We start from the raw sequence: 22,409 nt of genomic DNA on the forward strand, positions 1-22,409 counted from the left end.
GCCCAAATATTGATTTTGTGGCCTCAGACAGGTCGTTTGTCGACTTTTCAAGAACATTGCCTTCTAAGCACTCTGACGCAGCGGTGCCTGCAAACCATTGATACACAAGGCCTCCCGTAGTGTGAGGGTGAAAGTTGACGATAGGATGCTCATATTTGTGCAACTATATTGTGATCTACTTCACAACTTGCGTTTACCTATGGGTCTGGAGTAAGGGATAGCCTCGAACATCAAGACGACCTATACGGTCCTATAATATTTTCAGGACCGGGATCATACTTTACCACGATCTCTTCGGATCGTGACACCATCATGAGGGAACATACCAACATGAAAATTCTCGTTACCGGCGCAGCCGGATTCATTGGCTTTCATCTTTCCAGACGCCTCACCGCCGAAGGGCACGAAGTTGTCGGACTCGATAACCTCGATCCGTATTACGATGTGAATCTCAAGAAGGCCCGTTTGGCCATTCTGGAGCAGAGCTCCAAATTCAAGCATGTGAACATCAGCCTGCAGGACGCACTGCCCATGGCTGAACTGTTCAAGTCTGAGAAGTTTACTCACGTTGTGAACCTGGCAGCTCAGGCTGGCGTTCGTTACTCCATCGAGAACCCCATGTCCTACGTGAATTCCAACCTCGTTGGTTATGCCAATGTTTTGGAAGGGTGCCGCCACAATGATGTTGAGCACCTCGTGTACGCCTCGAGCAGCTCTGTTTATGGCATGAACACCAAGATGCCCCTGAATCCGCATGAGGGCGTCAATCACCCCATGAGCCTGTATGCTGCCACCAAGAAGTCCAATGAGATGATGGCTCACTCGTACAGCAACCTGTACGACCTGCCTACCACTGGCCTGCGCTTCTTCACCGTGTACGGTCCCTGGGGCCGTCCTGATATGGCTCTCTTTTTGTTCACCAAGAATATTATTGAAGAGAAGCCCATCAATGTTTTCAACCACGGCAAGATGCGCCGCGACTTCACGTACATCGACGACATCGTTGAAGGCGTGATCCGCGTAACCAAGCGTACCGCCGTACCCAACCCAAATTGGGATGGAGACAATCCGGATCCCTGCACCAGTAAGGTTCCGTTCCAGATCTACAACATCGGCAACAACTCTGTTGTCGAGCTTTCTCGCTACATCGAAGTAATCGAGGAAGTCGTGGGCAAGAAGGCTATCTGTAACTACATGGATATGCAGCCTGGTGACGTTCCGGCCACCGAAGCCAATGTTGATGATCTCATGAACGACGTCGGATTCAAGCCTGACACCACCATTGAAGTCGGCATCAAGAACTTCATCGATTGGTACCGTGAGTACTACAACGTGTAGTCACAGGGCAGAGTGATGATCGAGCTAATAATGCATTGATCATCCCTGACACTCAGATGAGCACTCGAACGGGGCGGATTTTCCGCCCCGTTTTTCATTTTTTCGACTTTTTCACACTTTTTCTGTGCACGTGTCTTGCGATCATTTTCATTTCAGCCTACGAACATGATGTGCTCACCGCGAATTGTTTCACGTGAAACATTAGGTAGGGTGAGCAGGATTGTTTCACGTGAAACATTCAAAATTTTCATCCAAAGTGTGCAAGTGAGGGTCCTGTGGCGAGAAGAATCGTTGTAGCGAATCAGAAGGGCGGGGTGGGTAAAACCACGACGTCGGTTAATCTGGCTGCCTCGTTGGCTGTGATGGAAAAGAAGGTGCTGCTGGTGGATTGCGATCCCCAGGGTAACGCTTCCAGTGGGCTTGGTTTTTACCCCTCAGATCAGAGAGAGAACATCTATACTGTTCTGTTTGATCCAAAGAAAATCCATAAGGCAATCTGTGAGACAGACGTGCCGTTTCTGGATTTACTGCCCGGCACTCAGGATCTCGTGGGTGCTGAGATCGAACTGGTGGATAAGTTTGGGCGCGAGCATTACCTGCGTGAGCTGCTTGAAGAAGTGGACGCCGAGTACGATTTCATCCTCATCGATTGTCCGCCGTCTCTGGGGCTGCTGACAGTCAATGCTTTGTGCGCTGCAAAGGAACTTTTAGTGCCGCTCCAGTGTGAGTATTACGCTTTGGAAGGCATTGCGCAGTTGCTCATGACGTACGAACTGGTGCGCAAGCGCCTCAACACCGACCTCGGTATGCTGGGTGTGGTGCTGACCATGTACGACTCCCGCAACAGGCTCTCCTGGCAGGTCAAGCATGAGGTCAGAAAGGCCTTCCCACAGCACCTGTTCGAGACCATCATCCCGAGAAATGTGCGACTTTCCGAGGCTCCGAGCTTTGGTAAGCCCGTGATCAACTACGATATCAAATCCAAGGGTGCTGAGGCGTATCTGCAACTGGCCCAGGAAGTGGCCAAAAGCACGGTAGCCTAGGTCCTGCCTGTTTCGAAAGGGTAGGGTTGTTCTTTCAAAATAATGATCACCACGGCGTGAGCCATAGTGATCATTGTGATGACTTTATGAGAAGGGAAGTGGTTCGTAGCGATTTTATCTACGATAGTCCTTGTTCTCCTGATAGGGCGTGCATTCGGTCTTGATAGTGTCCTTGAAATGCTTCTTGACCACTTTTGCCTGACATTTGACGCAGAGGAAAGAGACCAGTCCGGCCAGATTGGCGGCAGTGAGGTAGAACTTGCGCGGATCGTCCGCTGCCCAGTCCTCGGTGGAACTGCCACAGTTTTCGCAGTGGACGTCGGTGTCGACCGGGTAGTCATAATCCCAGTATTCTTGCAGGGTCTCCCAATCAGCGACTGGTTCCTTGATTTCTTCCTGCTGGGATTCGTCTTCCACGCCAAGTCGGGCAAGGATGTCCTTTTTGACGTAATTCCACGCTTCGGCAGTAAGCAGGCAGCCGATCAGGTTGCCGTCCTTATCGTAAAGTTCATTGATATGTTCAGACATGTGCGCTCCGGATTTCGTTGTCGTTGTTCGGGGCTTTATAGGCACTTCCTGTCCATTGGGCAAGAGTGCGCATACAAAGTAAGAGGAGATGCAATATGACATCGGGTAACAGAGGGCTTGGACGTGGATTGGACGCGCTGCTTGGCGGGGTTCGTGAAGACGAAAAAGTGACCTCGGATGCGGCGGAAGTTCGCATGATTCCCATCACTGCGATCACGCCCAACCCGCATCAGCCGCGGCGTGAATTCGCTGAGGAGGCACTGAATGATCTGTGCGCCTCCATCAAGACCCGTGGCGTTCTCCAGCCGATTCTCATCCGTCCTCTGGGCGGTGGTAAATATGAACTGGTGGCAGGTGAGCGACGCCTCCGTGCGTCAAAGCTGGCAGGCCTGACCGAGATTCCGACTCTCCTGCGAGAGATGACGGACCAAGAAAGTCTCGCCATTGCGCTCATCGAAAACCTGCAGCGTGAAGACCTGAACGCTGTTGAAGAAGCACTTGGTTATAAGCGTTTGCAGCAGGAGTTCGGCTTGAGCCAGGAAGAGCTGGCCCGTCAGGTCGGCAAAAGCCGCTCTGCCGTAGCCAACTCCCTGCGTCTTCTGAACTTGCCTGAAACCGTTCAGAACGATATCCAGCAGGGCAATATTTCCGCTGGGCATGGCCGTGCAATCATGGCTGTGACAGAGGATGACGTTCAGTCCGAGTTGCACCGCCGTGTGGCAGAAAACGGGCTCACAGTGCGTCAGGCCGAAGCGCAGGCTACATTCTGGAAACAGAATGGCCGCCTGCCCGGGGCAGAGGAAATAGGGCAGGCTGTCACCGCCTCAAAGGGGGCTAAAGCTCCGGCCAAACCCCTAGATCCGCGCCTTGAATCTCTCCAGTCCGCTCTGGGCGATTTGCTGGGAGTTAAGGTAAAGATTGCGGGTAGTCCTGAAAAAGGCAAGGTTACAGTCAGTTATGGCGATGAAGATACCTTGAAGTCTTTTGTGGAAAAGTTGGGCGCAGAGTACGCCTAGATACTATATTAGCAGTATTGATCGTAAGTGGGCATTATCTGATCGTAACGTGATGATAGGCCCATGAACGACAAATTGGTTCTTGGAGCGTCACTCGAATCGTAGACGCCGGAACTGTCAATAAAACCATCGGAAAACGTGGGTTTTCAAGCATGACATTGAAAAAGATTCACTCAGCTATCAACGCCCTTGAGGGCCATAAGGTCATGATCATCGGCGACCTGATGCTTGACCATTATATGATTGGCGGTGTTGACCGTATTTCACCTGAAGCACCGGTCCCCGTGGTCCGGGTTGAGAAGGAGTCCTCCCTTCTCGGCGGGGCAGGTAATGTGGCTCGCAACATCACTGCGCTGGGCGGCGAGGCCGTACTCGTATCCATGGTCGGTGAAGATGGAGATGGCTCCATTCTGGAGCGACTCTGCAATGAAGCGCAGGTGACTACGAAGTTCATCCGTTGCCAGGCGCGCCCGACCACCAAGAAGACCCGAATCATCGCGAGTAACCAACAGGTTGTGCGTGTTGACCAAGAGCAGATTGGACCGCTTCAGGATGCTGAAATGGACGAACTCTTCAACTATCTGCAATCCGTGATCAGTGATTTTCCGGTCATCATCCTTTCAGACTACGGAAAGGGCTTCATCTCTGCCGAATTCATGGATCGATTCAACGCCATGATCGATAATCTGCCTGAGCGTCCAAAGGTTCTCGTCGATCCCAAGACCGTAAATTACGACCTCTACACCGGCGTAGACCTGCTGACTCCAAATACCAAGGAAGCAGGGGAGGGTGCAGGATTTCCTGTGGCGGACATGGAGTCCGTCATTCGCGCCGGAGACGCACTCTTTGACCGCCTCCAGTGCAAGAACCTCCTGATCACCATGGGCGGCGACGGCATGGCATTGTTTGAAGGCAAGGATTCTATTCAGCACGTACCGACCTTCGCTCGTAAGGTGTTTGATGTTACGGGCGCAGGTGACACGGTCATTGCTACCATCGCCTTAGCCTTGTCTGCCGGCACGGATCTGTTGACCGCCTGTACACTGGCCAACTATGCAGCCGGTGTTGTGGTTGCACAGGTCGGCGCAGCCACGGCATCAATCAGCGATCTCAAGGACGTGGTGGACGAATTGCCCGAGCCCATAGTCACCTCGTGGTAATGATCTACCCTGTTTATATGGGTACAAGATCATAATTCGTTCACATTCAAGTCGGCGCAGTTATATTAAAGACAATTAATCAACCGTCTGATTATATGGGGAATTAGTTATGTCGCCAGAGTCTACATTACATTTCGATACGACCATTGATACACTCGGCGCTTGCAAGATCGCCACGCCTATGCGCAGCCCCCGGTACGTGGATGAATCCAAGCCACAGCGCTTGATCATGACGCCTGAAGAGTTGGCAGAACTCGATAACGAGACCCTGACCATGTCTTTTGAGAAGGCTGGGCCTCGCGAGAAGATCTATTTCGATCCATCCAAGACCAAATGCGCCATTGTCACCTGTGGTGGCATTTGCCCGGGTATCAACGACGTTATCCGCGCCATCGTCATGGAAGCGCATTATAAATACGGCATTCCCACCGTGCTCGGGATCAGAAACGGCCTGCGCGGTTTTATTCCGAAATACGGCTATGACGTGATGGAGCTGACGCCCAGCAATGTGACCAATATTCATCACTTCGGTGGTACGATTCTCGGCTCTTCGAGAGGGCAGCAGGACCCGGTGGAGATCGTGGATTCTCTGGAGCGACTTAACGTGAACGTCCTGTTCGTGATCGGTGGAGACGGCACCATGCGGGCCGCGAGATCGATTGTTGAAGAGACCCGCAAGCGCAAGCGCAAGATCGCGGTTATCGGTGTGCCGAAGACCATTGATAACGACATCAATTTCATCACCCGTACATTTGGCTTTGATACGGCTGTCGAGAAAGCGACCGAGGCTATCCAGTGCGCCCACGTGGAAGCGACTGGCATGGACCGAGGCGTCGGTCTGGTCAAGCTGATGGGCCGTGAGGCTGGTTTCATTGCGGCACAGGCTACGCTGGCCTTGCAGGATGTAAACTTCCTTCTCGTTCCCGAGCATTCGTTCACTCTGGAAGGTGAGAATGGCCTTCTGAAGGCCCTGGAGCGCCGTCTGGAGCATCGTAACCATGCGGTCATCGTCTGTGCCGAGGGCGCAGGGCAGGACCTCATGTGCGATGATTTGGAGCGTGACGAGTCCGGGAATCCCAAGCTGGGAGACATTTGCGGTTTCCTGATTGACAATATGAAGAGTTACTTCAGTGCAAATGACCTGGAGTTCAATGTAAAATTCATTGATCCCAGTTATATAATCAGGTCTGTGCCAGCGAATGCCGGCGATCGCGTCTACTGTGGTTTTCTGGGCCAGCAGGCAGTTCATGCAGCCATGAGTGGCAAGACCGGGATGGTCGTGACACATCTCAAGTCGAGCATGGTGCATTTGCCCCTTGATCTGGTGACCGTGAAACGGCGGACTCTGAATGTGAACTCGGACTACTGGAATGTGGTGATGGAATCCACTGGACAGTTGGACTATTTTTTCCCGAAATAAGAGGGATTGCCCATAAGGGCAAAAAATAGAGCACAAAAAAAAGGAGCCAAACGGCTCCCTTTTTCATGTCGATATGGCGGTAAAACTATTCGTTTGCGGCCAGGCGACGGCGAACTTGCTCGTTTACCTGACGGCTGACGCCTTCCTTTTCGGACGCCAGGGCAACGGCGAGGAGCTCGAAAAGTTCGTCGTGGGAAAATTCAAGGGAAAGTGAACCATTGGAAGCGATGATGGTCTCTTCGCGTTCTTCAATGCGATAGGCGCGGCGTTCACGTGCATGGCCAATGGCGGAGATGATGCCGTAGGCGAGGTTCTCGTTGTCGTCACGGTAGAGCTTTTCCATGGTCAGCATACCGGAGTTGTCGTCAAAGTACATTTCTTCACCAATAAGCTGACCGGTGACAGCCATGTCTTCACCGAAGTCATTGGGTAAATTGACGTTGAGAATTGGGTCGGTTCCGTTTAGTCCGCCAACCATTTTTTTCGACATGTTCGTTCTCCTTACTCCAAAGGAAGTTTGTATTGCGTGGGACCGGATTCCTTTTTGCCCTCAGATTCCGGCTCCTGCCATCCTGAATTGAGGAAATCCATCAGCGATGCCTCTGGGACACGCCACTGGCTTCCTATTTTAATCGCCTTGATACTTCCACCTGTAATCAGTCTGTACGCCGTTCGTTGGTGCACGCGGAGGATGTCTGCCACTTCGCGCACCGTGAATAACGTCGGAGGCTTGGAAATATCATTCATGTCTATCCTGTCATAAACGTACTAGCGATGTTCACTCTTTGACACAACGAGTCAAAGATTGTCAACAAAGTACAACGTTGTCCTACAAAGTCTAGACTTTTTCTACAAATCCGTCGTTCAAGTGGGAAAACAGGACCTTGTTGTTCATTAGAGAAGCGTATAGCAGATTTTGAAAAAAATAATAATGGGAAATTGTCCCGAAATGACATTTGTCGCATCAAAAATGTAACGTGTTTGTCTAGAAAAAGTCGTAGAAATATCGAGATGCGAAGAAGCTGTTTGAATAGATAATATGAGTTAAAAGAGTATGTTATATTAATTAAGAACAGAGAGTGGAAAATGGTGTGCATTGCAACATGATTGGTTGCATGGGTTGAGAGTTGGTCTGGTGCCGATGCAGCAATACCGTGCCATAAGACCGAGTTGAAGCAAATTGTAGTTAGTTAAAGTAAAAGGCCCGGCCTCAGCTCAGTTGAGAGAGCTGAAACCGGGCAAAAATGTGGGAAATGTGAATTTATGCCTTTTTAGTGGCGGTAACTATGACGTCTTTACCGAAAAACAGGTCATCGCTGAGCAGGGTATTCGCGATGAATGTGTTGTACGCGATGTTTTCGGGTTTGGTCTTTTCATGCTCCTGGGCTTTCTTCTTGTATTTCAGGAGATAGTAATTGGTCGTGAGCCGAATCAAAGGCTGGAGAACCTTGAAAACCTTATCGCTGGACTGGAAGTAGGAAGATTCCACGGCTTCAATGTCATAGCCGGTCTTGCGGAGGAAGTAGTCCATCTCGGGGTAGCCGATAAGGTTGATATGGGCTTCGCCATACGGGACATCCAGATTGATGGGCGATTTCATGCCGCGGTAGAAACCGGAGAACAGGTGCATGAAGCGGGAACGGATCTGCAAGCGGTTGGGGAAGGTCAGGATAAGCTTGCCGCCGGGCTTGAGAACGCGGTTGAACTCGCGGAGTACATGCGGCACGGACTCGACGTGCTCGATGACTTCACGGCAGATAACTACGTCGAACTGGTCATCATCAAGCTCAAGGCGCTGGTTCAGATCCTGGAAAATTTCTTTGATGTCAGGAAACTTCTGCGGGTAGTAGTTGGAAATGGTGACATCATGGCCCTGGTCTTTCAATTGACGGGAAAGGATGGCAGAGCCGGCGCTAGATTCGAAAATCTTGCAGGGGCCGGTAGGGATGTGGGCGCAGATGACAGCATCTTTCTTGATGTCACGACGATGTTTGCGGACGATTTCGCCGCCGATTCGGATATCGGTGTATTTACTCATGAGTGTTCTCCTGATGGCAGGTCTTCTAGCGGGGAACGGTTCGGAACGCAACCATTGCGGTTAATCCACGACTTCATCCAGAAGGACGACAATGGATTCCATCTGGTCTTCTTCCAGCTTTTCGGTCATTTGCCGCATGATGCGTTTGAAATAGCGACGGTCATTGATGGTCAGGCCCTGATTAACCGAAGAGCGAAGGTCATCAATGGCCGCGGTCACGGTGGATTGGATGCTGCGACCGTGATCGGTGAGGGTAATGTGATGTCGCCGACGATCTTCCTTGGTTCGCTTTTGCTCGACAAGGCCATCCCTTTCCATTCGTTTGAGGGTATTGGAGAGGGTGGCTTGCTCAATGTCCAACGTGGCCTTCAATTCCTTTTGCGTGATGCCGTCTCTTTCCCACAGTCTTGAGAGAATGGTGAGATATCCTGGTTGCACACCGTATGGTGTAAGTCGGGAAGAGAGACTCTTGGCATAAAGGCGTTGAAATCTCGAGAGTTGATCAAAAAACAATGGCTGTAGATCGTTCATTAGTGATTCCAGTGGATTAATTGGATTAACGCGATAATAAATAGCATGCTATTTTAAGAATAATCAAATGAAAACTATGTGCAGCAATCTTTACGAATGGAGTGTGTGCAGGTAGTTGGGAAGAATGAAGCTCATAATTAATGTAGATGATGCCGGATTGCACCCAGCTGTGAACCGGGCTGTCGAGATATTGGCGGAAAAAGGATTGTGCACGTCCGCATCCATCGTTGCGAACGGACTTGCTGTGAAGAGCGCGACGGCGCTGGAAGGCGTGAGTCTCGGCGTGCATTTGGATATTCTTCGTGGGCGTCCGGTGAGCCATTGGCAGAATGTTACTTCACTGGTGGATAAGAACGGGGCCTTTTTGATGGACCCTGTCATTCTTTTTCAACGCTATGCAGCCGGAAAGGTTGACCACATGGAAGTGGAAAAAGAGTGGCGCGCCCAAATCGAACACATCATGAGCCTTGGCGTGAAACCTACTCATCTGACAAGCCACAAGCATGTCCATGGGTGGCCGTCCCTGACGCGCATGGCGGTGAATCTGGCGAAGGAATACGGCATTGACTGGATTCGCAAACCAGAAGAGTGCAGTGAGATTTCCAAGCTGGACAAATCAATCTATCAATCAAAATTTCTCAACGTCTGTGGGTATTTCGACAGAGAACTCGACGGTGTGAACTGGACTGACGTTTTGTGGAGTGCCGTTGATCATGATGGGGCAATGTCCCCGGAGCGGTTTGTCGTCTATCTGGATAATTGTGGGGATGTGAAGCCTGACAGTGTGTTGGAGTTGGGCTGCGGCGCTGGCATGATAACAGCTGGTGATCCTCCGATACCGCCGGAATACGATCCAACCAAGATCAGCGCTGTGTGGCGCGACCAGTTTCGCTCTCTGGCAGAGGATGCGTGGCCGGAAGCCATCAAGATGTTAGGCGCTGAGTTGGTCACATATTCGGAATTGCCGAAATTCGTGGAATGATAGAGGCCTGATCGCCGAAATGGGTTGAACACACTATGGTGGTGGGCTAGGTTTGTAGCCATGAACATGGAAATGCTCATATCAGTCATCCGCCAACGTTGTGTGGCGGTGGACCGGGCCGTGGTGGCCATGTCCGGCGGCGTGGACTCCACGCTGGTGGCTGCCGCTGCGGCAGCGGCCATGGGCGTGCGTTGCGTGGCCGTGACCGTGCAGAGTGAGCTGACCGCACCGCGAGATTTTACCCGCGCCGTGGAAATGGCCGAACATATCGGCATCGAGCATCATCCCCTGTGCATAAGACTTCGGGAAATCAAGGAAGTTCGGCGGAATACAGAGCTTCGCTGCTATCATTGCAAGCGGGCCATCTTCGATCTCATGCGGCTAGAATATGGTGACGATACGCTGATCATGGATGGCACCAACAAAGATGACGATCCGAAGCGTCCTGGACTCAAGACCGCGAAAGAGTTCGGTGTGTTTTCGCCACTGAAAGAGGCGGGCATGACCAAAGCAGATGTTCGCAGGGTGGCTAAATCCATAGAATTACCCAATTGGGACACGCCATCAGAGAGTTGTCTGGCCACAAGGATACCGACAGGCATTCCTCTAAATCAGCAGCGTTTGGAGATGGTACGGGCCATGGAAGAATTCTTCCACGCAAGGGGCGTGAAAACGTTGAGGGCTCGTCATGATAATCTGGTGGCAACAATTGAAGTGTTGTCGCAATACAATGCAATTATTGAAAAAAATCATGATCGCTTCATGGAACTGATCAGCGACCTTGGTCTGCGCTCCTACAGAGTGTGTGTCTTGAAGGGGTAAAGACATTGGGAACAGTCAGCCCTAGTCATATTTCGAACGGAGAAAGGTTGATGCGAACCGTATATTTGGACTGCTCGACAGGTGTGAGCGGTGACATGCTCTTGGCCTCGTTGGCCCATGTGCTAGAAGAAATAGAGGGCGAGGGAGCAGGGTTTGCCTTTCTTAAAAACGAGCTAACACGCCTTAATATTGAAGGATTCGGTCTTGAATGGTCCCATAAGAAGATCGGTGGGATTATGACTTGGCATGTGGACGTGATCCAGACGAACGACCAACCGCTGCGAACACATGGCGACCTTATGCGGATCGTGGATGACAGTGGTGTTACCGGACGGGCTGCAGAATGGTCTCGACAGGCCATAACCCTGTTGGGGGAGGCTGAGGCCAAGGTGCATGGCGTTTCACTCGAGAAAGTCCACTTTCACGAGATAGGTGCTGTAGATACTATTGTGGATATTGTAGGAAGCATGGTTTTACTGGACCGCATCGGAGCTGAAACAGTGGTGTGCTCGCCCGTGGATCTGGGGTCTGGTTTCGTACATTGTGCACATGGCAAAATGCCAGTACCTGCACCAGCTTGTGCGTTGTTAGCGCAAAGCCTTATTACCTTCGGTTCTGAATGTGGAATGGAGCGGGCAACGCCCACTGGATTGACAGTATTGCGGACAGTTGTCGATAACTGCGGAACTATGCCCATGGGGAGGGTTCGTGGTGTGGGTTACGGCTCAGGCGGTAGGTCGTCTGACGAACACCCGACATACGTTCGTGCCTTCATGTTAGAGAAGGTTGCAGAAGATTTACCGAATAGAGACCATAATCATGCGTGATAACATAAAACTGATCATAGCGCGGTATCAGGAAGACATCTCCTGGGTCGATGACCTGGACTATGATTACATAGTGTATGACAAGGGTGGAAAGCCCGTACAAAATGCAGTTCATTTGGCAAATATTGGTAGAGAAGCGCATACATATTTTACACACATCGTGCGAGAGTACGACTCGTTGGCTCCGGTCAATGTGTTTCTGCAGGGAGACCCATTTGATCATATTGGTGATCAGGGAAAAGGGGACGTGAAAACGTTGCAGAACCATATTGAAGATGTTGCGGATCGAGGTGTTCCATTCAAGGGATTTGCTTGGTTCAAGCTCAAATGTGACCGATTGGGCCGTCCGCATGACCTGCACAAGCCTGAAAACGAGGGCAGATGGGCTGGATGGGGCAAAGACATCCCGTTGGCCGAAATATTCGAGAAGCTGTTCGACGCCGATTTTCCCCGCCAGTTGGTGGCGCGTGCTCCAACCGGCATCTTTGCTGTCACCGGAGACAGAATCCGGACACGGCCCAAGGCGTTCTACGAGTATGCCTTGCGGTTGGTGGAGGCTGATCCTGATGATGCAAATAACACCGGACATGCCTTTGAACGGTTGTGGCAGCACATTTTCAATGGCAATGTAGCCTGGAATCGGAACGACTACGAAAAGTTATAGATAAGGCAACCCGTTATGGCACTCCCACTGAATTTTCGCATAGCACTCTCGTCGCTCAAGGCGCACAAATGGCGGGCCATTCTGGCCATGCTCGGCGTGTTCCTTGGCGCGCTTGCGTTTACTGGAGTTCAGCATGTGTCCAAGATCATGGTCCGCAGGGCCGAGATCGAAACCGAAAAGCTGGGACCCAACTCCTATGCGGTGGTCGCTGGAAATATACGCTTCCGTCGTAGCGGCGGGGCGCGAATCACAGCCTTTTCGCGCAACTTCACCGTGGGAGATGCAAAGGCTGTCATCGACGGCGTGCCTTCTGTCATGGAAGGAACGCCCTATGTGAACACCACAATGCAGGTGCGCGGCAATGGAAATGCCGTCACTGCGAAGATCATGGCGTCGTGGCCCAACTATCAAGTTATTCGTAATTTTTTCCCAGAAAATGGCCGTTTTTTTGATTGGGAAGATGTCGAAGAGCGCAACAAGGTCTGCGTTCTTGGCCAGAAAATTGCCGAGCGGTTGTTCGGTAGCGCTGATGCGGCAATAGGGGAGACAGTCTATCTCTTCCGGGCCAGCTTCCGCGTGTTGGGAGTGATGGAGGCAAAGGGCCGTGATGTGGCCGGAGAAGATCAGGATGAGTACCTCTTCATTCCGCTGGAGACATTCATGCGGCGCGCCAGCAATCAGGACTGGATTTCAGGCGTGTTCCTCAGGCTCTCAAAAGATGCCGGACTGGAGCAGGTAGAAGAGTCGGCCACCGCCATCATGCGTATGCGGCACAATATCAAAGAAGGGCAGAAGGATGACTTCGCCACCATGTCGCCCAAGGATGCCATGCGGTTGCAACGACAGGCGCTGGATCTCATGACCACACTGGGCGGTATCACCTCCACCATCTCCTTCGGGGTGGGCGGCCTCGGCATCCTGTCCATCATGATTCTCGTGGTTCGTTCGCGGCGAATTGAGATCGGTGTGCGCAGGGCTGTGGGCGGACGTCGCCAGGATATCATTCGACAGTTTCTGTTCGAGTCGGCTCTCATGGCCGGCATCGGTGGAGCCTTCGGCGTACTGGCCACCGTGGTACTTGTCACAGTGGGCTGTAATCTGGCCGATCTGCCGCTCATCATCGATGCCAACAGCCTCATCACCACCCTTGTTGGGTCCTGCGTTTTGGGGATTGCTGCGGGCGCATATCCGGCATGGCAGGCGGCAAATATCGAAATCCTCGACGTTCTCAAAATATAGATCGATTAAATAATATTTCAGTTAGATAGAAGTTATAGATAGCTGGCTATCAATAGAATAAATAGCCAGCTATATGAAATTGACTATCCATATTTGACAATCAACTGAGTGCAAAATTGTATTGTTGATATCGAGTCGTGCAGAACCTGTATAAATTGTGAAAGATAATTGACTCAGATGATGAAATGCGCTGTCTAATAAATAGTTAATCATGGCGGAGTATTCAGGAAGGGGGAGCAATGACGACAATTCACGATAACGATGAGATGGGGTTGTCCATTCTGGACGCCGCCGCTAGGCTTTTCGAAGAGCAGGGCGTCAAGAAGACAACCCTCGAAGACATTGCAAAGCGAGCCGGAGTGGGGCTGGAAGATATCAAATCCCTATTTCACACCAAGACCGCGCTTGCCCTGAAGTTGCAGACACATGCGCTACAGGAACTCAGCAGACAGTATTTGGTGGAAATGCCCGACGCCTCTCTTGAAGAGATGGTCGAGTTCATCATGCGCACACGCCTCAGATATGCGGAAAGTCATGTTGAGCAGACCATGCTGTTCTTCCGAAAAGCCTTCAATGGTGTGCAGCCATGGTCACAGATGTTGGATCAAACCATTTGGCAGCTTTCTGTCGAATTCGCTTCGCTTATCGAGAAGCGTGTTCAGGCCGGAGAGTTTCGAAAGGACATGGATATCAACACGGCCGTGCGTGCCCTGACTTCCTTCTATCTGACCGGCATAACCCTCATGGGATTGCGGGCAGATAATTTCAGTGCAGATGAAGTGTGGGCGTTTATCGAACCGCAGGTACACATGCTGCTTGAAGGGCTCCGCGCCTGACCAGCGCCTGAAAGAATGAATTGAATCGGCCATGCCTCGCATGGCCTTTTTTATGCGCTATGCGATCCAATGAGCATCGGACTGCAATCTCTAGATAATCTATACGAAATATGTAGGGAATAGTCTCTTTGCCTGAAATAGCGTGATATTTTTTCGATTACTCACGTAAGCGAAGAATGTAAAAGCGATGAATCGGCTAAATAATGGGCTTGAATAAGCATTTCCTGCTGCGAGGTAGGAAATAGAGGTAAAGCGCTCTTCCTGCGCGCATATGTTGCGTCCTTTTCCTGCGCACGGTATCGTGCCGCGCGAAACTACTGAATCAAGGAGCCCGACAATGGCTGTTCATCCCACAGTGACGCTGCTGGTGCGCGACAAGGAAAAATCCGCTCTGTTCTATGAAAAGAGTCTGGGCTTCAGTCTGGCCTGGGAAACCCTGCTTATCGGTCCCTACGGCCAATCTCTGCGTCTTCTGGAAGTGCCTGACGGCCCGACGGGTGGCTGCATCGTGCACAGCGTGGAAGTGCCGAGTATCGATATGGCCGTGGAGGCCATCATCGAGCACGGCGGCGGCCGGGGCGAGAAGTTGCTGGAAGATACGCCTCTCTACGTGGGACCGGATGGCGAACTCATCATGCTCTCCCAGCGCGGTCTCTCCAACGCAGACGTCGTGAAGCTCGTGGTCTATGATTTCGACGGCGTAATGACCGACAACCGTGTGTTCGTGGACGAAACAGGGCGGGAAACCGTTGCGGCCAATCGCTCGGACGGTCTGGCCATCGGCATGATCCGCAAGCTCGGCATTGACCAGTGCATTCTGTCCACCGAGGAAAATCCCGTGGTGTCGGCTCGTGCAGGGAAACTCAATATCGAGGTGTCGCAGGGCATCCGTGACAAAGGCTCTGCCATTATCGATCTCGCTGGGCGGAAGGGCGTGTCCCTTGCCGAAGTGCTTTACGTGGGCAACGACGTCAACGACGCCGACGCCATGGGCTTGTGCGGCTTCACCGTAGCGCCGGCCGACGCCCATCCCGCCATTTTGGCCATGGCCGATTACGTGACCGAGGCCCCGGGCGGTTTCGGCGTGATCCGCGAGCTGGCCGACGTGCTGTCCGCAGGAGTGCGGAGATAATATTTCTCAATAAAACAAGTTGATAAAACGAAAGCGGGAGCGAACCATGGTTCGCTCCCGTTTGTTGTTTGTGGGGTCGGTATACTACTTCACCGGGATATACACCTCGGTCAAGAGGTCCTCTTCGGGGGTGATGGTGCAGTCGTTGAGGTACACCTCAAAGCTGGGCTTGGCCTCCAGTTCATACCCGTTTTGTGGCAACCACTGACCGCAGAGTTGTTCGTAGGTCGCAGCCAGCTTGGTATATGGGCCCTTGTGCAGGGTGGTGGCATAGCGCCCGGCAGGGATGGTCTTGGTCCCGACAGGAGACTCCGTCTCCAGCTCTTCATTCACTTGAACGCAGGCGTCGTAACGAATCTTGTCCGGCGGGGTGATTTCAGGTTCATCATGGCAAATACCTATGAATCTTGGTGTGTTGGCGAGCAACCCTTTGGGGCCTGCCCAGTTGCAGAGGGTTTCCCATGCGGGATGGCATTCCTCATAAGGGCCGGTATGACGGACGTACGCCACATGCACTGCTTCCATTTCTATGACTTTTGCTTCCATGGTGATCTCCTTCCAGTACGTTGGTTGTTGCTGGTCAAGGCGCACGTTGTGGGCCTTTCGGTACCCAAGAGGAGAGATGCCGAACATGGAACTGAAGGCGCGGGTGAACGACTCATGCGTTTCAAAGCCGGCATCGAACGCAATGTCGGTCACGGAGGTGTCGTTATGCTTGAGCATGACGGCCGCCCGTTCCAGTCGAATTCGCCTGATGTAGGATTTCACTGATTCGCCAACCATACCGCTGAAAATGCGGTGAAAATGGTAAGCCGAAAAGCATGCGATTTCAGCGAGTTCTTCAAGCGCCATGGAATCATCAATGTGATCATGGATATGCTTCAGAACCAGATCCATCCGCCGGGCATAATCCTGTTTGGTCGTCTCTTTCGGGGTACGCATGAGGTCACTTTGCCTGATTTGAAAATTCCAACTTGATCGTTTTTGCGCTGTTGTTGAATTCGGCATGTATCAGTTTCATGCTTAAGCCTTCAATGGAGATTTGAAAATTGTCCTGAAGCGCTCTCGTAATCAAGACAGATTTTTACCTTTTCCCTGACACCGTGAGGCTTTGGAGAGTGGTGCAGCTGCAAGGCGACGGGCACGAGGGAACCGGAGGCGTAGCAACGCTACGGTGAGGATTCACTCGTCGCCTGTCATACCTGAGGCATAAGATCTTGTAAGGTTCGAAGACTCACCTACAATTCACTTAACGAAGCAGATGCGCCGCTATCCAAAGCCGGGACCGCAACAAAAAAAGGCCTGCAAGCAGATGCTTGCAGGCCTTTTGAGTTGCGCGGATCTAGTCCCAGGTGCGCTTGTCTTCGATGGGACGGATCTGGGGAGGCAGGGTGCCGGGAGCCAGAACCTTGAGGATGGGACGGAGCTTGATCTTCTCGCGGAAGAGGTGGAGCAGCTCGTCTTCCTGGTTGAACTGACCTGCCTCGATGGACAGGATCATCTCGTCGATGCCGCCGGGGTTGGTGACTTCGATCTGCCAACGCTTGACCTCTTCGAAGCGGGCCATGACCTGCTCGACCTGATGCGGGTACACGAACATGCCCTTGATGCGTGCGGTGGTGTCCACACGACCGACGATGCCGCCGAGACGCGGGGAGGTACGGCCGCAAGCGCAGGGGGAGCGGTCCAGGTAGCCGAGATCGCCAGTGGCGAGACGGATGAGCGGGTAGGTCTTGTTGAAAGCGGTGACCACGATTTCGCCGACTTCGCCGTCCTTGAGCGGGATGCCGGTGTCGGGGTGGCAGATTTCAACAAAGGCGCGGTTGGACAGGTGCAGGCCGTCCTTGTGGAAGCATTCGTAACCGATGCAACCGACGTCGGCGGTGCCGTAGCCCTGGCGCATGATGCAGTCGAACTTCTTCTCCAGGGTGGAGCGCATCTTCTCGGAGAACTTTTCGCCAGTGACGAAAGCGACTTCGAGGAAGAGATCCTTACGCAGGGAGAGGCCCATTTCCTCGGCCTTCTGGGCGAGGTGCATGAGGTAGCTGGGGGTACCGACGTAGCCGGTCACGCGCAGCTTCTGCATGATTTCGATTTGGGAGTTGGTGTTACCGGGACCGGCGGGTACCACGGCGCAGGACAGGTTGCGCAGGGGTTCCTCAAACATGAGGCCGGCCGGAGCGAGGTGGTAGTTGAAGGTGATCTGCGCCAGATCGCCGGAGCGGAAACCTGCGGCGTAGAAGCCTTCGGTCCATCCCCAGTAGTCCTCGGTGCGGTCTTCGGGATCGAAGATCGGGCCGGGGGACAGGAAGACGCGCTGCAGTTCGCCCAGATCCTTGGTGAGCAGTCCGCCGAGGCGGGGGCCCATGGACTGGAGGAAGATCAGCTCTTTCTTCTTAATAATGGGGATATGCTTGAGGTCGTTCAGGGTGCGGAACTTGTCCACATTGAACTGAGCGCGGTCAAAGCGCTTTTTGACGTCCTCGGAGTAGCGGTAGGCGTAGGACAGCAGCTCCTTAAGTTGAAGCTGGCTGTATTGCCGACGCTCGGACTCGTCGAGAACTTCACGGCGGGAATAAATTCCTTCAGTGCGGTCTTTTCTTGTCATTATGTAGTCTCCTTGATGGAAAATTTGCCTTACAGACAGGGGCGGGAGTATAGCATTCGTGAACAATTTTGCAAGAAAAAAGTTAGATCGACCGTGATTCCAAGAGGTTGGAGACGAGAAACAAAGATTAAGAATCTTCAAAAATACGCTTGACAGTGAAAGGGGTAGGCGATAGACATACCTTCCTTGAACGCGTGGGTCGTTAACTCAGATGGTAGAGTATCTGACTTTTAATCAGAGAGTCACTGGTTCGATCCCAGTACGACCCACCAATCGCGTCCCCATCGTCTAGTGGCCTAGGACTCCGGCCTCTCACGCCGGCAACAGGGGTTCAAACCCCCTTGGGGACGCCACACGACGATAAGAAGGACCTACGAGAAATCGTAGGTCCTTTTTCGTTTTCTAGGGGAATTCTCTTTCCCATATCCCAAGCAATTTAACGCCCCGTATTTTCGGGGCTTCTTTTTATGGTGTGACTTTGGTAGTTGCAGTGAAGAGCGCAGAAATAGGTATGGTGTCCCCATGATTAGGCCGAAAAGAATCTTGGACGGATTTTGCGACCAGGAAGGCCGGGGCATTCAAAGAATAAATAGTATTGTGTCCCTGGTTTTTTAAAAAAAACAACTAAATACAGTATGTTAAAGAACAAATGAGAAACGAACAAGAAAAAATTAAAAAAGCAAGAGTCTTGTTAACTGAATTTCTTTCAAATCCGCCGCCTAACGAAGACAGAGATTTAGAGATTTTAGAAGAGTTAAGTCAAATATTACCTGACCCCAATTTGACAGGATATATTTTTTATTCAGATGAATATCGCGATAGTACTGGGAAAATTGATATTGATAAATTAATTGACAAATGTTTTCAGTATAAGCCCAATGTTATTGAATTGTGAGAAATCTATTCAGAGAAGGAAATCTGGAAATTCAAACCAATTAATGATGGGCTTACAATTAAGGTACGAGGAGGCGGATTATGATGTTGCCTAAAGATGTGTTCACAAATCATGATCTTGCACGGTTTATAGCAGAGATGGCCGAGGAGGTAGGGAAACCTGAATGTAATTGGGAGAATGATTCCTTGCCTCGTTTTCTCGAAGCTATGGCCGCTTGGTCTGAAAACTTTGATGGTTATTATAAATTCCATGGGATTGATATGAATAAAGAGCCAAAATGGAGATTATTTGCCGATCTCCTAATGGCTGGGACGATGTATGAGTAATGATTGTGAATTAGAGGGAGCACCATGCCAATTTCTCCCTCCCCATACGATCTATCAGGCCCGCCATGAGCGGGCCTTTCTGTTTTGTCTTTGATATATTCAGATAGTTGCCTGTGTAGGCAGGTCATGGTCTGCGCGGGAACAATGGTTTTTTCCCCGGATTCGTGTATAGAGGTACTAAGTATAGAAGTACATTTTGGGGTCTTCGGAGGAGCGCATGGGTAGTGTCAGACGAATAGGTCGCAAGTTCTCACATTCAAAAGTTGGTCTTTTGTTTTTGGGTGTAATTACGACTGTTTTCTTGCTGCTTGTCTTTCTGTTGAATGTTTCTCTTTCAGAGAAAACGTATAACATCCTCATTCTTCATTCCTATCATCACGGCTATGAATGGACGGACAATATCAATCAGGGAATCCTGAGAGAGATTGAAACGAATGGGTCAGGTGAAATCAGTGTATTCGTCGAATACATGGACACCAAACGGTATGACTACCAAGAGATGCTTCCGAACCTGGTGCGCATATACAACCAGAAATATCTCAATAAAGATTTTGATGTCATCATCGCCTGTGATGACAACGCCCTCAGCTTACTGATTGAAAACCATGAGACGACCTTCAAAGATGTCCCAGTCGTCTTTTGCGGCATCAACAGCGAGTCCCTGTCTCTGAAAGCGCGGGAATATGGCTACACCGGTGTGATGGACAAGAAAGACATCAAGGGAACCATTGAAATAGCCCTGAATCTGATGCCATCCCTGAGCGAACTCATTGTTATCAGTGATGAAACCACAACAGGCAAGGTGCTGTTGGAGCAATACCGCAGCGTGGCCGCAGACTTTCGTGACAGGGTGAATTTCGTCGAGTTTTCCAACCTCAAGCAGGATGTGCTTGTGTCTAAGCTGAAGGCCTTGCCGAAAGATACGGCGGTGCTCCTGCTGTCACTTTTCAGTCTGCCAGGCGAAGAACCCCTCAGCATGGGGGGGGCGGTGAACCTGATCTCCTCCCACACGGTCGCTCCGATATTTGCTCTGAACGACGTATATATCGGCAAGGGCGTTGTGGGCGGCAGCGTCATCAGCGGCATCGATCAGGGAGAAAAGGCTGCACGGCTTGCCAAGCTCGTATTGAATGGAGTGCAGACCAGGAACATCCCCTTGATATCCAAGGACACGACTGTTCCCATGTTCGACTATTCCGTTTTGGTGGCGAAAAAACTGTCTCAGGACAACGTGCCTGCCGGCAGTGTCTTCATCAATAAGCCATTCTCCATTTATGAGGAATATGCGGCATATATCTGGATGGTTGTGGCTATCATCGTCGCACAGGGAATTACCATCGCATTACTGGTACTGAGTAATATCAAGAAGAACCGTGCTGAACAGGCGCTCCGAGTCAGCGAAAAGAAATACAGAAACATTTTCGAAACGGCCAATGAAGGGATTTGGGTCGGCGATAAGAAGCAGACGACGTTAATGGTCAACAAGGTCCTTCCGCTCATGCTTGGCTACACTGTTGATGAAATGGTTGGTCGTTCCATCTGCGATTTCATGCATCCGGATGAAATGGCGGACCATGAGGAACAAATCCGCAAGCGCAAACAGGGCCTCGATACCGTCTACGAAAGGCGTTTCGTCACCAAGAGTGGAGATGATCTGTGGTGCCTCGTTTCTGCGAAAGGGGTGTCGGATGAGCGTGGAGACTTCGAGGGCTCCTTCTCCATGATTTCCGACATCAGTGATAGAAAGCTTATTGAAGAACGCCTGCTGGAAGCCAAGGATAAAGCGGAAGAAGCCAACATGGCCAAGGATGAATTTCTTGCGAACATGAGCCATGAGTTGCGCACTCCATTGAACGGCATATTGGGGATGCTGCAACTGTTGCAGGGCACTTCCCTGAGAAATGAGCAGAAGGAATACGCCACCAATGCTCTCACGGCAGGCAGGCGATTGACGCGGCTGTTGAGCGATCTTCTCGATATCTCTCGAATAGAAGCGAGAAAACTTGAGATTCGCCGGGATGTTTTCAAGATCCGCAACACCATGGCCGGTGTCATGGAACTCATGCATGCAACCGCCGAAGAAAAGAACCTCGATGTGAGTTTGTATGTGGATGAAGGGATTCCCTATGAACTTGTTGGCGATGCCACACGGCTGCAGCAGGTGCTCATCAACCTCATAGGCAATGCCATAAAATTCACTGATTCCGGTTACATCAAAGTCGAAGCTGTCCAACTCCCGATCCACAAGGGCGGTGAAGAGAGAATCCTCTTTATTGTGTCTGATTCGGGCGTCGGCATCCCCGATGACAAGCTGGATTCAATGTTTGATCCGTTTACCCAGGGAGAGCGGTCATACAAACGTCAATATCAGGGCGTTGGGCTTGGGCTGCAAATAGTGAAGCGACTCACCTTGCTGATGCGTGGGACACTTTCTCTGAATAGCGAAGAAGGCGTCGGGACTGCGGTATATGTGGCCATCCCATTCGATGTGCCTACTGAAAAGGTTGAATCCTCGGAAGATGTCCCTGAAGTGAGTGAACGGCTGACAACGGATATGAAGAAAGCGCTTGTTGTGGAGGATGATCGCCTCAACAGGATATTCCTCACACGCCATCTTGAGAAACTCGGGCTTGAAGTGGGTGTGGCAGAAGACGGAATCAAGGCGTTGGAAGCAGTAGAAAGGACGTCTTATGATATCATCCTGATGGATATCCAAATGCCCAACATGGATGGAATCGAGACGACGAAAATAATCCGTTCCGATTCAAGATATTTGGCCAATTCGAACACACCGATTATCGCCATCACAGCGTATGCAATGGATGGCGACAGGGAAAAATTCCTCAAGGCCGGGATGGACGAGTACATTCCGAAACCAGTTGATATCAAGGACTTGAAGAATGTCCTTTCGATCGGCAAGTGATGCAGTAGTGTTAGCAGGCGTGTCAGGACGCGCCATTACCCGCTCAAGTGGCTACACAGAACAGTCGATGTAGATCAGTTC

The 22,409-nt window shown here is 51.3% G+C and carries 22 protein-coding genes and 2 tRNA genes; 17 read left to right on the forward strand and 7 right to left on the reverse strand.

Annotation, left to right across the window (positions count from 1 at the left end; all coding sequences use genetic code 11):
- Nucleotides 1-330 precede the first annotated feature (330 nt).
- Together HFN16_RS06095 and HFN16_RS06100 are read left to right on the forward strand one after the other, a co-directional pair.
- Entirely contained in the window at nt 331-1,338 is a 1,008-nt protein-coding gene (locus tag HFN16_RS06095; protein ID WP_168889909.1) for an NAD-dependent epimerase, read from the forward strand.
- Between the two features lie 275 nt (nt 1,339-1,613).
- Complete coding sequence (locus tag HFN16_RS06100) at nt 1,614-2,381, forward strand: AAA family ATPase (RefSeq protein WP_168889910.1); 768 nt, start codon at nt 1,614-1,616, stop codon at nt 2,379-2,381.
- Nucleotides 2,382-2,495: 114 nt separating this feature from the next.
- Here HFN16_RS06100 and HFN16_RS06105 read toward each other — a convergent pair whose 3' ends face one another.
- The gene (locus tag HFN16_RS06105; protein ID WP_168889911.1) at nt 2,496-2,909 is read right to left on the reverse strand and encodes a hypothetical protein; all 414 of its coding nucleotides are present in this window, start codon (nt 2,907-2,909) and stop codon (nt 2,496-2,498) included.
- A gap of 95 nt (nt 2,910-3,004) precedes the next feature.
- On the opposite strand from HFN16_RS06105, the gene HFN16_RS06110 reads away from it, so the two are divergent.
- From HFN16_RS06110 to HFN16_RS06120, 3 genes are all read left to right on the forward strand, one after another.
- The gene (locus HFN16_RS06110) at nt 3,005-3,925 is read left to right on the forward strand and encodes a ParB/RepB/Spo0J family partition protein (RefSeq protein WP_168889912.1); all 921 of its coding nucleotides are present in this window, start codon (nt 3,005-3,007) and stop codon (nt 3,923-3,925) included.
- A gap of 152 nt (nt 3,926-4,077) precedes the next feature.
- Nucleotides 4,078-5,085 (forward strand): D-glycero-beta-D-manno-heptose-7-phosphate kinase, encoded by a 1,008-nt coding sequence (gene rfaE1 / locus HFN16_RS06115; protein WP_168889913.1) that lies wholly within the window; start codon nt 4,078-4,080, stop codon nt 5,083-5,085.
- A 109-nt stretch (nt 5,086-5,194) separates the two neighbouring features.
- Nucleotides 5,195-6,505: an ATP-dependent 6-phosphofructokinase gene (locus HFN16_RS06120; RefSeq protein WP_168889914.1), complete on the forward strand. Its 1,311-nt coding sequence runs from the start codon at nt 5,195-5,197 to the stop codon at nt 6,503-6,505.
- A gap of 85 nt (nt 6,506-6,590) precedes the next feature.
- On the opposite strand, the gene HFN16_RS06125 is transcribed toward HFN16_RS06120, so the two are convergent.
- The 4 genes from HFN16_RS06125 to HFN16_RS06140 form a co-directional block, all read right to left on the reverse strand.
- A complete protein-coding gene (locus HFN16_RS06125) occupies nt 6,591-6,995 on the reverse strand; it encodes a hypothetical protein (RefSeq protein WP_168889915.1) in 405 nt (134 codons plus the stop codon).
- Nucleotides 6,996-7,006: 11 nt separating this feature from the next.
- Nucleotides 7,007-7,252, reverse strand: a complete 246-nt coding sequence (locus HFN16_RS06130) for a helix-turn-helix domain-containing protein (protein WP_210772238.1) — start codon at nt 7,250-7,252, stop codon at nt 7,007-7,009.
- Nucleotides 7,253-7,766: 514 nt separating this feature from the next.
- Complete coding sequence (locus HFN16_RS06135; protein ID WP_168889916.1) at nt 7,767-8,543, reverse strand: class I SAM-dependent methyltransferase; 777 nt, start codon at nt 8,541-8,543, stop codon at nt 7,767-7,769.
- A gap of 60 nt (nt 8,544-8,603) precedes the next feature.
- A complete protein-coding gene (locus tag HFN16_RS06140; protein ID WP_247648456.1) occupies nt 8,604-8,981 on the reverse strand; it encodes a MarR family transcriptional regulator in 378 nt (125 codons plus the stop codon).
- 217 nt (nt 8,982-9,198) lie between these two features.
- Here HFN16_RS06140 and HFN16_RS06145 point away from each other — a divergent pair, with 217 nt between their 5' ends.
- From HFN16_RS06145 to HFN16_RS06175, 7 genes are all read left to right on the forward strand, one after another.
- Nucleotides 9,199-10,056, forward strand: coding sequence for a ChbG/HpnK family deacetylase (locus HFN16_RS06145; RefSeq protein ID WP_168889918.1), 858 nt, complete (start codon nt 9,199-9,201; stop codon nt 10,054-10,056).
- A gap of 66 nt (nt 10,057-10,122) precedes the next feature.
- On the forward strand, nt 10,123-10,878 hold the full coding sequence (larE, locus tag HFN16_RS06150) for an ATP-dependent sacrificial sulfur transferase LarE (protein ID WP_168889919.1): 756 nt from the start codon (nt 10,123-10,125) through the stop codon (nt 10,876-10,878).
- A 50-nt stretch (nt 10,879-10,928) separates the two neighbouring features.
- A complete protein-coding gene (locus HFN16_RS06155; RefSeq protein WP_168889920.1) occupies nt 10,929-11,705 on the forward strand; it encodes a LarC family nickel insertion protein in 777 nt (258 codons plus the stop codon).
- Nucleotides 11,698-12,369 (forward strand): DUF3431 domain-containing protein, encoded by a 672-nt coding sequence (locus tag HFN16_RS06160; RefSeq protein WP_168889921.1) that lies wholly within the window; start codon nt 11,698-11,700, stop codon nt 12,367-12,369. The genes HFN16_RS06155 and HFN16_RS06160 overlap by 8 nt, the downstream gene beginning before the upstream one ends.
- A gap of 15 nt (nt 12,370-12,384) precedes the next feature.
- A complete protein-coding gene (locus tag HFN16_RS06165; RefSeq protein ID WP_168889922.1) occupies nt 12,385-13,608 on the forward strand; it encodes an ABC transporter permease in 1,224 nt (407 codons plus the stop codon).
- Between the two features lie 239 nt (nt 13,609-13,847).
- Nucleotides 13,848-14,444 (forward strand): TetR/AcrR family transcriptional regulator, encoded by a 597-nt coding sequence (locus HFN16_RS06170; RefSeq protein ID WP_168889923.1) that lies wholly within the window; start codon nt 13,848-13,850, stop codon nt 14,442-14,444.
- Between the two features lie 337 nt (nt 14,445-14,781).
- The gene (locus HFN16_RS06175) at nt 14,782-15,576 is read left to right on the forward strand and encodes an HAD hydrolase family protein (protein WP_168889924.1); all 795 of its coding nucleotides are present in this window, start codon (nt 14,782-14,784) and stop codon (nt 15,574-15,576) included.
- An 84-nt stretch (nt 15,577-15,660) separates the two neighbouring features.
- On the opposite strand, the gene HFN16_RS06180 is transcribed toward HFN16_RS06175, so the two are convergent.
- Nucleotides 15,661-16,518: an AraC family transcriptional regulator gene (locus HFN16_RS06180; RefSeq protein ID WP_168889925.1), complete on the reverse strand. Its 858-nt coding sequence runs from the start codon at nt 16,516-16,518 to the stop codon at nt 15,661-15,663.
- 400 nt (nt 16,519-16,918) lie between these two features.
- Nucleotides 16,919-18,184 carry a phenylacetate--CoA ligase gene (locus HFN16_RS06185; protein WP_168889926.1) on the reverse strand — a complete coding sequence of 422 codons (1,266 nt, stop codon included), beginning with the start codon at nt 18,182-18,184 and terminating at the stop codon, nt 16,919-16,921.
- 196 nt (nt 18,185-18,380) lie between these two features.
- Here HFN16_RS06185 and HFN16_RS06190 point away from each other — a divergent pair.
- The 5 genes from HFN16_RS06190 to HFN16_RS06210 all read left to right on the forward strand — a co-directional run bounded on the left by HFN16_RS06190 (nt 18,381) and on the right by HFN16_RS06210 (nt 22,328).
- A tRNA-Lys gene (locus HFN16_RS06190) sits at nt 18,381-18,456 on the forward strand.
- A 5-nt stretch (nt 18,457-18,461) separates the two neighbouring features.
- Nucleotides 18,462-18,537, forward strand: a tRNA-Glu gene (locus HFN16_RS06195).
- A 296-nt stretch (nt 18,538-18,833) separates the two neighbouring features.
- Nucleotides 18,834-19,079 (forward strand): hypothetical protein, encoded by a 246-nt coding sequence (locus HFN16_RS06200; RefSeq protein WP_168889927.1) that lies wholly within the window; start codon nt 18,834-18,836, stop codon nt 19,077-19,079.
- Nucleotides 19,080-19,159: 80 nt separating this feature from the next.
- A complete protein-coding gene (locus HFN16_RS06205; protein ID WP_168889928.1) occupies nt 19,160-19,405 on the forward strand; it encodes a hypothetical protein in 246 nt (81 codons plus the stop codon).
- A 217-nt stretch (nt 19,406-19,622) separates the two neighbouring features.
- Entirely contained in the window at nt 19,623-22,328 is a 2,706-nt protein-coding gene (locus HFN16_RS06210) for an ABC transporter substrate binding protein (protein ID WP_168889929.1), read from the forward strand.
- Nucleotides 22,329-22,409 lie beyond the last annotated feature (81 nt).

The sequence above is a fragment of the Pseudodesulfovibrio sp. zrk46 genome (assembly GCF_012516435.1).
In the GTDB taxonomy this organism is placed as follows: Bacteria; Desulfobacterota; Desulfovibrionia; order Desulfovibrionales; family Desulfovibrionaceae; genus Pseudodesulfovibrio.